Origin of the sequence: Geofilum rubicundum JCM 15548 (assembly GCF_000974365.1) — a bacterium.
GTDB lineage: Bacteria > Bacteroidota > Bacteroidia > Bacteroidales > Marinilabiliaceae > Geofilum > Geofilum rubicundum.
The window spans coordinates 1-14,007 of record NZ_BAZW01000056.1; the positions used below are offsets into that span (position 1 = coordinate 1).

15 protein-coding genes are annotated in these 14,007 nt (G+C 45.6%); all 15 read left to right on the forward strand.

What is annotated here, in order from left to right:
- A partial coding sequence (locus JCM15548_RS16970; RefSeq protein WP_157482883.1) for a glycosyltransferase occupies positions 1 to 900 on the forward strand: 900 nt, incomplete at its 5' end.
- Positions 901 to 965: 65 nt separating this feature from the next.
- The gene (locus tag JCM15548_RS16975) at positions 966 to 2,108 is read left to right on the forward strand and encodes a hypothetical protein (RefSeq protein WP_062127889.1); all 1,143 of its coding nucleotides are present in this window, start codon (positions 966 to 968) and stop codon (positions 2,106 to 2,108) included.
- Positions 2,098 to 3,228, forward strand: coding sequence for a hypothetical protein (locus JCM15548_RS16980; RefSeq protein WP_157482886.1), 1,131 nt, complete (start codon positions 2,098 to 2,100; stop codon positions 3,226 to 3,228). Before JCM15548_RS16975 ends, JCM15548_RS16980 begins: the two co-directional genes overlap by 11 nt.
- Entirely contained in the window at positions 3,225 to 4,277 is a 1,053-nt protein-coding gene (locus tag JCM15548_RS16985; protein WP_083985211.1) for a CapA family protein, read from the forward strand. Before JCM15548_RS16980 ends, JCM15548_RS16985 begins: the two co-directional genes overlap by 4 nt.
- An 87-nt stretch (positions 4,278 to 4,364) precedes the next feature.
- Entirely contained in the window at positions 4,365 to 6,479 is a 2,115-nt protein-coding gene (locus JCM15548_RS21245; protein WP_083985212.1) for a glycosyltransferase, read from the forward strand.
- Between the two features lie 2 nt (positions 6,480 to 6,481).
- Positions 6,482 to 7,726 (forward strand): glycosyltransferase, encoded by a 1,245-nt coding sequence (locus JCM15548_RS16995; RefSeq protein WP_062127894.1) that lies wholly within the window; start codon positions 6,482 to 6,484, stop codon positions 7,724 to 7,726.
- The gene (locus JCM15548_RS17000) at positions 7,710 to 8,330 is read left to right on the forward strand and encodes a glycosyltransferase family 2 protein (RefSeq protein ID WP_062127896.1); all 621 of its coding nucleotides are present in this window, start codon (positions 7,710 to 7,712) and stop codon (positions 8,328 to 8,330) included. The genes JCM15548_RS16995 and JCM15548_RS17000 overlap by 17 nt, the downstream gene beginning before the upstream one ends.
- A gap of 175 nt (positions 8,331 to 8,505) precedes the next feature.
- Positions 8,506 to 9,492, forward strand: coding sequence for a GNAT family N-acetyltransferase (locus JCM15548_RS17005; RefSeq protein ID WP_062127898.1), 987 nt, complete (start codon positions 8,506 to 8,508; stop codon positions 9,490 to 9,492).
- A 12-nt stretch (positions 9,493 to 9,504) separates the two neighbouring features.
- Positions 9,505 to 10,329 carry a polysaccharide deacetylase family protein gene (locus JCM15548_RS17010; protein WP_062127900.1) on the forward strand — a complete coding sequence of 275 codons (825 nt, stop codon included), beginning with the start codon at positions 9,505 to 9,507 and terminating at the stop codon, positions 10,327 to 10,329.
- Positions 10,330 to 10,334: 5 nt separating this feature from the next.
- Positions 10,335 to 10,937, forward strand: a complete 603-nt coding sequence (locus tag JCM15548_RS17015) for a sugar transferase (protein ID WP_062127926.1) — start codon at positions 10,335 to 10,337, stop codon at positions 10,935 to 10,937.
- Positions 10,938 to 11,093: 156 nt separating this feature from the next.
- Positions 11,094 to 11,324 (forward strand): acyl carrier protein, encoded by a 231-nt coding sequence (locus tag JCM15548_RS17020; RefSeq protein ID WP_062127902.1) that lies wholly within the window; start codon positions 11,094 to 11,096, stop codon positions 11,322 to 11,324.
- A 5-nt stretch (positions 11,325 to 11,329) separates the two neighbouring features.
- A complete protein-coding gene (locus JCM15548_RS17025) occupies positions 11,330 to 12,388 on the forward strand; it encodes a 3-oxoacyl-ACP synthase III family protein (RefSeq protein ID WP_062127904.1) in 1,059 nt (352 codons plus the stop codon).
- A 17-nt stretch (positions 12,389 to 12,405) separates the two neighbouring features.
- Positions 12,406 to 12,564 (forward strand): SDR family NAD(P)-dependent oxidoreductase, encoded by a 159-nt coding sequence (locus JCM15548_RS25785; protein WP_262487117.1) that lies wholly within the window; start codon positions 12,406 to 12,408, stop codon positions 12,562 to 12,564.
- A 5-nt stretch (positions 12,565 to 12,569) separates the two neighbouring features.
- On the forward strand, positions 12,570 to 13,178 hold the full coding sequence (locus JCM15548_RS17030; RefSeq protein WP_262487118.1) for an SDR family NAD(P)-dependent oxidoreductase: 609 nt from the start codon (positions 12,570 to 12,572) through the stop codon (positions 13,176 to 13,178).
- Between the two features lie 128 nt (positions 13,179 to 13,306).
- Complete coding sequence (locus JCM15548_RS17035) at positions 13,307 to 13,981, forward strand: acetyltransferase (RefSeq protein WP_062127906.1); 675 nt, start codon at positions 13,307 to 13,309, stop codon at positions 13,979 to 13,981.
- Positions 13,982 to 14,007: the final 26 nt, after the last annotated feature.

A 14,007-nucleotide genomic window follows, 5' to 3' on the forward strand; every position in this document is an offset into this window, starting at 1 on the left:
GCGGGAGCGCGCATGGTGATGGAGGTCAATGAAAACCCTTATGCGCCTGAAGGCGGTCGTTTGGATCCGGTTTTTATTCGAAAGGTAAGACGATGGCTGATGCTCAACACAACCTTCAGATTTGTGGATGGGTTTGTTGTCATCTCCCGGAAGTTGGAGAATCTGGTCGCTAGCTATAAGAAAAGTAGGGCCCAGATCGTTTATGTGCCCATTTTGGTAAATGATGCCATAACCTATAAGGAAGCCGTTCCATCGCCGGATGTCCCTTATCTGCTGCATTCAGGTGCGTTAAGTGAGACCAAAGACGGAATGATGGCTGTGTTTAATGCTTTTGCCATGGCGCATAAAGCATTGGACGGTCACCTGAAGTTTTATCTCACTGAAAGAAAGATGCATCCTTCGCTTTCTTTAAATCTTGAACAACTTATGAATGGCCATAAGCTGGCTACCAGTATTTGTTTTACCGGGTATTTGCCCCATGAGGAGCTGAACAGTTTACGGCGTCAATCATCTTTAGCCATTGTTAATAAACCTTCCAACTGGCAGAACGATTATAACTTTCCTACCAAATGGGGGGAGTATTTGGCCGATGGTATTCCCACGGTGGTTGCCTCAACAGGAGAGATGAGCAGATACGTTAAGGATATGGAAACGGCCTTTGTGGTGCCGGAAAATGATGCAGCTGCTATGGCTGAGCGAATCGTTTTCGTGATTAAGCATCCGGAAGTGGCTGCTCAAATTGGCGAGGCGGGCAGGCAGTTGGCTTACAAGGAGTTTTGTTATAAAAATCATTCGGAGGTAATGAAGGCTTTTTTTCTTAAGCTGCTTAATTCTAATAGGTTGAGAGGCAAGCGAAGCGCAGTCCCGCGAAGCGGGATCAATAGGTTGATAGGTTGTTAGGTCAATAGGTTGTTAGGTCAATAGGTTGATAGGTTGTTAGCTGATTTTAAGAAAGGGTTAATCCAATGAGTTTGTCTTCTGCCAAATTGCGCCTGCTGCGCCACCTTAGTAATATGCCGGGTTGGAGAACCCCTCGTAAAATTCTGGTCATTGAATCAGATGATTGGGGCAGTGTGCGCATGCCTTCTTTGAATGTTTTTCATCATCTGCAAAATGCAGGCGTTCATGTGAATGGGAGCAGAGGTAAGAGCTATAACTCTTTGGATACACTGGCATCACCTGAGGATTTAAGTGCTTTGTTTGATACGCTTTCATCGTTCAGTGACAAACACGGTAAGTCCTGTGTAATGACAGCCGTTTGTGTGGTCGCCAATCCTGATTTTCAAAAGATTAAGGCGCATCATTTTACCAAATATTTTTATGAGCCTTTTACCCATACGCTTAATCGCTATTATGCTAATGATGACTCTTTTATGCTGTGGTTGGAAGGTTTTAGGCGCAGTGTATTTGTGCCCCAGTTTCATGGTCGTGAGCATTTGAATGTGGCTGAATGGATGCGCGCTTTGCAAAGAGGAGACAGGGATACGCATTTGGCTTTTGAGAAAGGGTTATGGGGCTTTGCAAGAAAGAATGGCCACAAGGCAGTTATCTCTTTTCAGGCGGCTTTTGATTTTTACGAGAGCGGTGATTTAGAGCTGCAGTCTGAAGCTATAGAGGAGGGCTTATCCTTGTTTTATGAGATTTTTGGCTATCAAGCTACTTTCTTTGTCCCCCCCAATGGCCCCTTTAGTCGTTCACTGGAAAAAGTGGTCGCCGATAATGGCATTCGCTTCCTTTCTACGCCCAAAATTCATCGGGAACCTCTGGGTTTTGGAAAAAGCAAGCGGGTTTTTCATTGGCTGGGACAAAAGAACCTACACCACCAATATTATCTGGTGCGTAATTGCTTTTTTGAGCCCTGGGAGGGGCAAAAGGACTGGGTGGACAGCTGTTTGAAGGACATTGAAACGGCTTTTGCGTGGCATAAGCCGGCGGTTGTGTGTTCACATCGCGTTAATTATATCGGCGTACACAATGTGGTAAACAGGGATCAGAATCTGGCGCAATTACATAAGCTCTTAACAGGTGTTAAGCGGCGTTGGCCGGAGGTGGAATTTATGGCTTCACATCAATTGGGCAATGTTATCGCAGGGACTTATGGTGACTGAAGTTAAAAAGATGCTCTCGGGACATTTGCGCAATGTAAGAGGCTGGCGCAGCAAACGGCGTATGGTTGTCTTTGAGTCGGACGACTGGGGCAGCGTTCGGATGCCGGACCGGGCTACGTATGATTTACTATTGACAAAAGGTGTCCGGGTGGATAATTGTCCTTTTAATAGCTACGATTCGTTGGCCAGGGAGAATGATCTGACCGCCTTGTTTGAAACACTGAAGCGGCATAGAGATGTTAACGGGCATTATCCTGTTGTGACAGCTAATTGTGTGGTGGCGAATCCTGATTTTGAAAAAATAAGGAGCTGTCATTATGAGGCTTATCATTACGAACTCTTTACAGAAACTTTGAAAAGGTACCCGCAATGTGGTCGCTCTTTTGACTTGTGGCAGCAAGGCATTCAGGACCATATCTTCTATCCGCAGTTTCATGGTCGCGAACATTTAAATGTGGCCCGTTGGATGGCGGCTCTTCAAAAGCAGTTGCCTGAAACGCTCTTGGGTTTTGATCTAAATCTGTTTGGTTTAAGTAAGATGATAACCTCGGAAACAAGGGCCAGTTACCTGGAGGCCCTGGCGGTGGAAAACGCGGCAGAGCAAAGAGTCACCAACGCCATCCTGGCGGATGGGCTGGTTTTGTTCCAAGGTCTTTTTGGCTATGCTTCGCCATCGTTTATTGCCCCAAATTATGTGTGGTCGTCCCTCAACGAAAAAGTGCTGCTGACACATGGGGTCAGATATATTCAGGGGCAGCGCAGGCAGCTATTGGCGAAGGGGTTCGCTGGTGCGCGAAGGACTGTGGGGCATTATACCGGACAAAGAAATGCCTCCGGACAAATTTATTTGGTGCGCAATTGTTGTTTTGAACCTTCCCTTTATCCGAAAATGGATAGTGTCTCAGCGTGTCTGGCACAAATCAAGACGGCCTTTCAATGGGGGAAGCCTGCCATAATTGCCATGCACCGTGTTAATTTCATGGGGGCAATAGATGAAGCCAACAGAACCCGGAATTTGTATCAGTTTAACAAGTTGCTGGTTGGTATTCAAAAAAACTGGCCGGGAGTAGAGTTTGTGACGAGTGACACACTAGGGGCTATAATAGAAGAAACTTTATGACAAAGACAAAATCAGGCATGTTGGTAGCAGGTGATTTTTGTCCCGTTAACCGATTGGCGCCTTTGGTTGCCGGAGGAGGGGCGGCAGATAGTCTGATGAACGATTTGTTGCCCTTTGTGCAGGAAAAGGAACTGGCTATCGTTAATCTGGAATGTCCCTTAACCAATGGCCGTGCTTTGATCAGGAAGACCGGGCCTGTGCTTAAAGCTTCACCCGACGCTGCTCAAATGCTTTCAGAGGCTGGCTTTGGTTTGGTGACTTTGGCCAATAACCATGCGATGGATTATGGATGGGAGGGGCTGAAGCACACCTTGCAAGTCTGCCATTCACAAGGTGTGGCGACGGTTGGTGCAGGTAAAAACCTTTCTGAAGCCCGTAAGATTTATTATACGATGGTAGATCAACAAAGGGTGGCGGTTTTGAATTTTTCAGAAAATGAATTCTCTACCACGCAAGGAGCTGAAGCAGGCGCCAATCCTATGGATTTGGTGACTAATTATTGGGATATACAAGCGGCCGCGAACCAGGCGGATTATGTTTTTGTCATTGTGCACGGTGGGCATGAGATGCACCCTCTTCCCAGTCCCCGCCTCAAAAAGACCTTTCGTTTTTATGCAGATGCTGGTGCCAGTGCTGTCTTTGGCCATCATCCCCATTGCTACGGAGGCTATGAGGTGTATAAGAATAAACCGCTTTTTTATAGCCTCGGAAATTTCTTGTTTGACGATCCCCGCCATAAAGGTGCTTTATGGCATTCCGGGTATGTAGTGGAGGTATCGTTAAAGGAGTCGCTGACTTATAATATTCTCCCTTATGTGCAATGCCGCTCAAAAATGGGGGTGGCATTGATGAAAGGAGCAGAGTTGCCGCAATTCAACAGGGAGCTCAGACGCCTTAATACGCTTATTTTAGACGACGAAAAGCTGGAAGCTGCGTTTGATGCCTATTGCAGGCAGGTGGGCAAAATGTACACAACCTTCCTCGAGCTGGTCCCGAAAGTGGTTGCGGGTGTTGCAGGGACTGCGGGTAGTACCTTCTTTGTTGAGTGAGAAAAAGAAGCGCCTTTACCTGAATTTGATCCGGAGTGAGTCACACCGGGATGTTGTGATCCATATCTTAAAAAGCCAATCAAAGTCATGATAGCTATTCAGAATGAACTGGGGGATTATTCGCAGAGGTGGATTTCTTTTTGTCAGAAGAACGGGATAGCCTATAAAATTGTGGATTGTTACAGCAGTCAAATTGTTGATGATTTGAAGGATTGCGATGTTTTGATGTGGCAAACACATCAAAACAATACGAAAGACATTTTAATGTCGAAGCAGCTCTTGTATGCTTTGGGCAATTCCGGGATAAGGACTTTCCCGGATTTCAATTCAGTATGGCATTTTGATGACAAGGTGGGTCAAAAGTATTTGTTGGAAGCCATAGGTGCTCCATTGGTCAAAAGTCAGGTATTTTATGATAAAGCCGCTGCAATGGCATGGATCCGGGAGACCCGTTTTCCAAAAGTTTTCAAGTTGCGGGGTGGGGCCGGGTCTCAAAATGTGCGTCTTGTTGGCTCTGTGCGTGAAGCCAGAGCTTTGATAAATAAAGCTTTTGGGAATGGTATTTCTGCCTATAATGCCTTTGGAAGCTTAAAGGAGCGGTGGCGAAAATACCGAATGGGCAAAACCAATTTTGAGGAGGTTTTGTCCGGTGTGGCCCGTCTGGTTCATCCTCCTGCTTATGCCCGCGTTAATGGTCGCGATAAGGGCTATGTCTATTTTCAGGATTTTATTCCCGACAATCTGTTTGATATCAGAGTTACCTATGTGTTCAACAGATGCTTTGCTACCAGGCGACAGGTCAGGCCGGGCGATTTCAGGGCTTCGGGTAGTGGCGTGACGGATTATGACAAGTCCCGGATTCCTGAAACGGCCTTGAGGATCGCCTTTGATGTGGCGCAGCGCTTAAAATTGCAGACGGCAGCTTTTGATTTTGTGCTGAATAAGGGTGTGCCTGAAATCGTTGAACTGAGTTATGCCTTTGGCTATCCTGAAAGGGTTTTTGATCAGGGGTATTGGGATGATCAATTGCAATACCATGCCGGTTCTTTTAATCCCTTTGGTGGATGGTTGAAGGGCTGCTTGCTAATGAAACGCTTAGAAAGGCTGGTTACCATGAATAAGGTCAGGCAAAGAGTGTGCTTGTTGATTCCTACTTTACAGCCGGGTGGCATGGAGCGGGTGATGTCTGAACTGGCACGATTTCTCTGCGAGAAGAAGGGGCTGGAAGTGCATTTGGTGCTTTATGGGCGACACATTCAGCGTTACTACGAGCTGCCGGGTAATCTGATTGTGCATCTACCTGATTTTGCCTTTAATGACCGATTGCGCATTGTGTCTATCGTCAGGCGCTTATTTTTTTTGAGACGGACTGTGGCAGAGATAAATCCGGACCGGATTTTGAGTTTTGGGGAATATTGGAACAGTTTTGTTTTACTGGCACTTCGCGGACTGCACTTGCCTGTGTTTGTTTCAGACCGGTGTCAGCCCGGAAAACGTATGCGTTTGCACCACAAATGGTTGCGGCGGGCTTTGTATCCGACGGCGGCAGGTATAGTGGCACAAACTTCGGTGGCCCGACGGGTTTACTACCAACAGCTGAAGCATAGAAATATCCGGGTTATTGGTAATCCCATTCGCTTGCCTTCCTCTGTCAATGGTGAAGCTAAAGAAAATGTGGTCTTGTCGGTAGGGCGCCTCATCCGCTCGAAAAACCACAAGCAGTTAATTGAGTTGTTTGCACAGATTGGCCAGCCAGGCTGGAAATTGGTTATTGTTGGGGGCAATGCCTTGAAGAGGGATCTGAAAAAGGAATTGGTTGCAACCATAGAGCGCTTAGATGTGGCAGATAAGGTGGTTTTGACTGACACCCAGACTGACGTGGAGGCTTATTACCGACGGAGCAGGATTTTTGCCTTCATGTCTGAGTCGGAAGGCTTTCCCAATGTGATTGGTGAGGCGCAGTCGTTCGGATTACCGGTCATCGCTTTTGACTGTGTAGCGGGTCCTTCGGATTTGATTACCAATAATTATAATGGCTTGCTGATTCCTTTGCATGATTATGTGGCCTTTCGCCAAAAACTGACTTTGTTAATGGAGAGCGCTGAATTAAGAGAACGTTTGGGTAAGAATGCCCTGGAGAGTGTTCGGAGGTATTCGGCAGAGACGATTGGCAGGCAATTTTATGATTTTGTGATTGGATAGTTATGAAAGTCTTGCAAATCAATTCAACGGTCAATTCGGGCAGTACCGGACGTATAGCTGAAGATATCGGCCATTTTCTCTTGCAGCAGGGGCATGAAAGTTATGTGGCCTATGGGCATGGCAACCGACCCAGCTCTTCGCGCTTATTTAAGGTGGGCAATGAATGGGACCGACGAATGCATGGACTAAAATCGCGCTTGTTCGACCATCATGGCTTGGGTTCGGTTAAAGCCACAAAGAATTTTATCCGGCAGGTGGAAGTCCTGCAGCCCGATTTGATTCATCTGCACAATATTCACGGCTACTATATGAATATTCACGGCTTGTTTGAATTTTTAGGTGCGGCAGGTATTCCGGTTGTGTGGACGCTGCACGACTGCTGGCCCTTTACCGGTCACTGTACTTATTTTGACAGATATGCCTGTGATAAATGGCAGCAAGAATGCCACCATTGTCCCAATATTCATGGCTATCCCCAAAGTTGGCTAATTGATAATTCGCGGTCGAATTATCGAGTTAAGAATCAGATTTTCAATGCTGTAAGAGTAATGACCATCGTTACGCCCTCCCAATGGTTGGCCAATCATGTTAAGCAATCTTTTCTGAAGACCTATCCGGTAGAAGTTATTCACAATGGTGTTAATACGGATGTCTTTAAGCCTTTGGATGCTCCCGGGGCAGGAGGCAGGTATGCCTTGAATGCTCAAAACTATGTATTGGGCGTGGCCAATGTGTGGGATACGCGCAAAGGTTTGGGTGATTTTATCCGCTTACGGGGAAAGCTGGATGCCTCGATCGCACTATTGTTGGTGGGGCTTACGCGACAACAAACAGATGGTTTGCCGAAGGGCATTACTGGCGTCCCTCGTACCGAAAGTGTGGAAGATTTGGCGTCCCTTTATGCCGGTGCTGGCGCTTTTGTGAATCCGACGTATATCGATAATTTTCCTACCACCAACCTGGAGGCATTGGCTTGCGGAACACCTGTTGTTACCTACAATACAGGGGGCAGTCCGGAAGCAGTGGAGAAAGGGGTTGGTTATGTGGTTGAAAAAGGAGATGTGGATGGTTTGGCTTTGGCCGTGCGAAGGGTTTTGGTGCAGGGGGCTGCCTTTCGGGTGAATTGCCGGCTAAAGGCTGAAAATTTCTATGATAAGAACGATCGTCTGCAGGATTATCTGGCATTGTATAAGCGCTTATGCGCAGTAGCTTCTCATCAAACTGTTTACGATGGCTTGCAAAATTAGCATTGTTACCATTTGTCTGAACAACGTTAACAGTATTAAGGCGACTGTTGAATCGGTGATCAACCAAAGTTATTCTGACATTGAATACATTGTGGTAGATGGTGGCTCTCAGGATGGGACGATGGAGGTGTTGGCAACCTACAAAAGTCAAATTGCTCAACTTATTTCTGAACCAGATGCGGGTTTGTACGATGCCATTAATAAAGGACTGAAACTGGCTACCGGGGATGTTGTAGGCTTGATACATGCCGGAGACCGCCTTTTTGATAGTCAGATTGTTGAAAAAATTGCCCACTGTTTTATCCTTCATGAGGTCGATGTTATTTACGGGCACAGTCTGCTCGTCAATGAATGGGATATACCCGTAAGGGTTAACAAAAGTCCCCCTTTTCGCAGGTCCTTGATTGCCCGTGGCTGGATGCCTTCGCACCAGAGTATTTATTTGAAGCGACATTTGCTGGATCAGCTGGGTTATTATGATTTAAGCATGCACCCAAGCGCTGATTATGAGTTTTTTCTCAGGTATTTTTATTTTAATAATTTAAAAATAAGGCTGCTGGATGCTTATGTACTGCGCTTTGCCATGGGGGGAGAAGTACCATAAACTACCTCAATAACCTGAGGGCTCAAAAGCAGCACAAGGACTGTTGGCGGGTCAATGGTGCAGAGCCGCCTGCCTTTCTTGTCCCCCTTAAACTGCTGCGAAAGCCACTTCAGTTTATTCGTGCTTATGGATGGCGCTTGGGGGTTGGTAACTCATTATTCATAATTACCGCGCTATGGGATTAGTAATTCGTTTGGTTGAAGAGCGGGATAAAACAGAAGTTTTATCCCTGTTGAACAGTGTCTTTTCTGAAAATCAGCGCACAGCCTCTTTAAGGGATGAAGCCTATTGGAAGTGGAAGTTTTTGGATGGTCCCTATGGTCCTTCCATGCTTATTGTGGCTGAGCAGGATGGAAGGATTGTCGGTGTTAATAACTGGTGGTCCTGGGAATTCATTGTCCGGGGTCAGGTAGTAAAAGCTCTGCAGCCATCTGATTCTGCTGTGCATCCGGATTACAGAGGGCAGGGCTGTTTTAAACAGCTTAGGATTTATGGGCTGAAAGCGGTGCAGGGAACCGGCGTTCGTTTATTGTTTAATTATCCCAATGAAAATAGTTTACACGCCTACCTTTCTTTGGGTTGGCATTTTCAGAAGCCTATTCCCTGGCGTGTTCGGGTTCTGAGGCCTTTGAGTCTGGTGAAAGGTTTGTTTTCTGCGGCCAAATCGGAGGCCCTTGTTATCGATCCGACTTATAAAATAGACGTGAGAGTACTCAACGAGATGGCGCAAAAAACAGATGGCTACGACCATTTTTTGAAAATAAATCGGGTACCGGGTTTCCATCAATGGAGGTACTTGAACCATCCACACCGCTCTTACGGGATGATAACATATACCCGCGGCCATAAAAAAACGGCAGCTGTTTTTACAATCAACAAAAAGGGGCATAGCCTTGAAATGGTTGTCGTTGATATGCTAGGATCTGTTGAAAACACCCTTCCTTTATTCAGGCGAATAATGGATGCCGGTCGACAAATGAATGTTGGTTTTATTGCGGTGATGGATAATATTTTTTTTAATACACCCGCGTTATGGAGGTTGGGCTTTGTGAAACGCTGCTATAAAAACATGGTTGTTTTGCCGCTTGATTTAACCTTGGAGAGTCATGTCAAGGGCTATGGCAACTGGAGCTTGATGGCGGGAATGCATGATTCCATATAGATTTGTTCTACAATGAACATCTTAACTTTTGATATTGAAGAATGGTATGTTTATGAGCTTTACCCTAAAGGTGGAAAAGCTTACTATACACCAATTCTCAATGGGTGTTTGACCCGTTTGCTTGATTTTTTGGACGAAAGGAATACCCGGGCCACTTTTTTTTGTCTCGGCATTATGGCCATTAGCCATCCTCAAATCGTGAAACAAATTGCGGAAAGAGGGCACGAAATTGGTTGTCATTCCAACAAACATATCTTATTGAATCAGCTGTCGCCTGAGCAATTCAGGGAAGATACTTTCCAGGCCATAGATCGTCTGCAGAATTTATTGGGTGAGAAAATTGAAATGTACCGTGCCCCTGCATTTTCAATAAAAGCGACGACCAGATGGGCCTTGGAAATATTGGTGGAAAACGGTGTTAAGTATGATTGTTCAGTCTTTCCGGGTAGGCTTCAACCGGGTGGCGTGGCGCTTCAGGAAAGAAACTATCCCTCCCTGATTACCACTCCTTCCGGCATTATTTATGAATTCCCGCTTAGCTATTCAACCGTCTGGTCGAAGCAATTGGTTTATTCAGGCGGTGGTTTTTTCAGGTTTTTTCCTTATGCGCTGATTCGGTCGCTGACGCAAAAGAGTGAATACAACATGACTTATTTTCATATCCGGGATTTTGACAGTCAGCAAAAAAGGGTCTGTTCATTTCGGTATTTTCAGTCCTATTATGGCATCAATGGGGCTTATGAAAAGTTTTGTCGCTATGTTAAAGATTTTGACTTTGTCCCCTTGGGGGTTGCGGTAAAGATGATTAATTGGGAAAGATTGTTATTGACTGTCTGATTGCTGTGTACAAAACTTTTTTTAAAAGATGGATGGATTTAGGGCTGGCCTTGACGGGTCTGCTGGCGCTTACACCCTTGTTGCTTATAATCGCAGTGCTGCTTAGTATTGTCAATAAGGGAAACCCGCTGTTCCTTCAAAAAAGACCAGGCAAGGATGGCAGGGTGTTTCGGATGATCAAGTTTAAGACCATGAATGATAAAAAAGATGACAGGGGGCAATTGCTTCCTGACAAAGAACGGTTGGGTTCTTTGGGTGCTTTGCTCAGAAGCTGTTCTATGGATGAATTGCCCAATCTAATCAACGTGGTGAAAGGAGACATGAGTCTTGTCGGACCTCGGCCGCTTCTGGTCAAGTATTTGACGCTGTACAATGCGCATGAGGCGCGCCGGCATGAGGTTTTACCCGGTATTACGGGTTGGGCCCAGGTGAATGGCAGAAATGGACTGTCCTGGAAAGAGAAATTTGAATTGGATCTGTTTTATGTGGATCATATTTCTTTTTGGCTGGATGTGCAGATTTTGTACAGAACTGTTTTCAGGGTTCTGAAAAGGGAAGCGGTCAATCTGAATGCATCCACTACTATGACTACATTTTCAGGAGATTAAGTGTTCTGTCTGCTTTTGTCTGATTTTTTTGATAAAAGGTTCTTTTTGCTGTTATAAGTATGTTTTGTGTCGTAACTTAATGTACTTGATTCCTGTTATACTCGCAACTTCTATTAAAAATGCATCACTATTATATTTCATTTAAAAGCCTGAGCTATGCAAGAGAAATTTATTGAATTATTTAAAGAAGCCCTGGAGATTGACGGTCGTGCAATAGAACTGTCAGACCCATTTCGCGATTATGATGAGTGGTCTTCTTTGGGACAACTATCCCTCATTGCTATGTTGGATGAGCAGTTTGATGTTGTCATTGAAACAACCGAATTTGAAAAGCTGACAACGGTAGGTGATTTGCTTACCGCGGTCAGCCGGAAAATGACCAGTTAACGGTTATGGCTTTTTTAGAATTTAACCATGTGGGTATTGCAGGTTTATCCGGCGCTGTTCCCAGAACAGTGATTGATAACCTGCAATACACTTCCTTCTTTTCGCCCGATGAGGCCAGAGACATAGTGGCAAAAACAGGCATTCATCAAAGAAGGTTTGCAGATGCTGACACTTGCGCTTCTGATTTGTGTTATGCTGCTGCTGAGCGCTTATTGACCGACATGCAGGTCGATCGTTCGGAGATTGACCTGCTGATTTTTGTTTCGCAAACCGCCGATTATCGGATGCCATCTACTTCGGTCCTTTTACAGCACCGTTTATCCTTATCCAAGCAGACCATGGCGCTGGATATTAATATTGGGTGTTCTGGGTTTATTTATGGCTTATCGGTTGTCTATGCCTTAATGCAACAGGGCAGTTTTAGAAAGGCCTTGTTGCTTGACGGTGAAACCCGCTCTAAGGTGTATTCACCCAAAGACCGGAAAACGGCGTTTTTATTTGGAGACGGTGGCGTGGCCGCCTTGATTGTGAAAAATGCAGCTTACCGCCAGAGTTTCTTTTCCATGAATACGGATGGATCAAGGGAGTCGCTCATTAAAATTGAAGGAGGGGGATACCGGCATCCCAGCTCTGTTGAAACAGTACAAGAACGTGTGGTGGATGCAGACGGGAACATTCGCAGTATGGAACAGGGGTATATGAATGGGGCGGATGTCTTTAACTTTTTAATCAGCGAAATTCCTAAGGATATTAAAAGATTGTTGGAGAAGACCGGAGCAGAGATGGAAGGCTTCGATTATGTCCTTTTTCATCAGGCCAATGATTACATGAATGATTATCTGATTAAGAAGCTGAAACTGAACCGGGACAAAGTGCCTTCTTCCATTCGTAAATTTGGCAATACATCTTCGGTTTCTATTCCTCTGACCATTGTGTCTGAATTGTCTGATCAGCTGCATAGCCGGAAAAAAGTGTTGCTCAGCGGATTTGGCGTGGGCATGTCCTGGGCTTCGGCCATTATGGATCTGGTGGATTGTTACATTCCCCCTTTGGTGGAAATTTAGTGTTTAATTTTTCGTACATGAAAGATGCCATCGATCCTTTTATGCTTCAGGGTAAAACCATTGTTGTTACCGGAGCGTCATCCGGTATCGGCCGGCAATGTGCCTGGAACTGTGAAGCGCGCGGGGCCTCTGTGGTTTTGCTGGGACGCAACAGGGAGCGGCTGGAGGAGCTTTAAACGCCATGCAAGACAGATCGCGGCATTTGGCCTTTAGTGTCGACTTATGTGAATATGACCATGTTGAAGCGATTCTGAAGGAGGTGGTGACTAAGCTGGGGAAAATTGACGGATTGGTTCACTCAGCAGGCATCTCCGCAACGCTGCCATTTAAAATGGTTAACAACGAAAAGTTGGCGCACTTTTTTCAGACCAATGTGTTTGCTGCCATGCATCTTACCCGTCTGGCCATAAAGCCGGCTTATTTATCGGAGAAGGGCGGTAGTGTGGTTTTTATATCTTCGGTAATGGGTATAGTAGGTGAAATTGGAAAGACGCTGTATGGCATGACCAAGGGTGCCCTCATCTCTGGCTCTCGGGCACTGGCCCTGGAGTATGCACCCCGAAAGATCCGTTTCAATTGTATCTCTCCGGGCGTCGTTGAGACGCCCATGTCTCAACAGTCGCCCTATCATAAAGACGCGGCTGCGCTCAAAAGAATAGTGTCGCTCCATCCTTTGGGAATAGGAGAAAGTACTGATGTTGCCCATGCTGTCACCTATCTCTTATCGGATGCCTCTAAATGGGTCACCGGATCCAACCTGATTATTGATGGCGGATATTATGCCCGATAATGGTCTTTTTTTAAACTTAGAATGACTTTGGCGACTTTGAAACAAAGACTTAAAAAAAACAGCAGTTTTCTCATTCAGACCATATAGACATGGCCTGTATTTAAGGAAGAACTTTACTTTAATTAGGAATGAAAAATGTCATCATCATAGGTGCGGGTGGTCACGGTGCAGAATTGGACGAATATATTCAGTTTTCACAAAAATGTTCCGGCATAAAGACGCTGAAGGTCGTAGGGTTTCTGGATGACAATCCGGCCAATTATGCCAGCTATCATTTCTCAGCACCATTAATGGGAGGAGTCAGGGAGCATAAAGTGGTGCCGGATGGCTTTTATATCATTGGCATTGCCAATTTGGCCTACCGACGTTTCTTTGTGGAGCTGTTTCTTTCACAGGGTGCCCGCTTTCTCACCTTTGTGCACAGCACTGCTTATGTGTCTGAATCGGCAACAATTGGACAGGGGAGCATTATCGGCCCATATGTAAATGTTGGGCCTAATGCCCAGGTGGGAAATTTCACGCTCATTAATTCGCGATGCAGTCTGGGGCACGATACGGTCATCGGGGATTTTGATTTTATCAGTCCCAATGTCTGTTTCTCAGGATTTTCGTCGGTGGGCAACGATAATCTTTTCGGGATCAATAGTTCCACCATTCCGCATATAAGGGTGGGGAACCGCAATAAAATTGCTGCAGGAATGGTGCTCGATCATCATGTGCCTGATGATTCTGTGGTCTTTTACCGCTTTAAAGAGAAGGTGATAGCTATGCCTGCTGAGTCGCACAATAAGCAAATCAGTTAGTGCTTTTATGAAGCTGTATTGTTCAA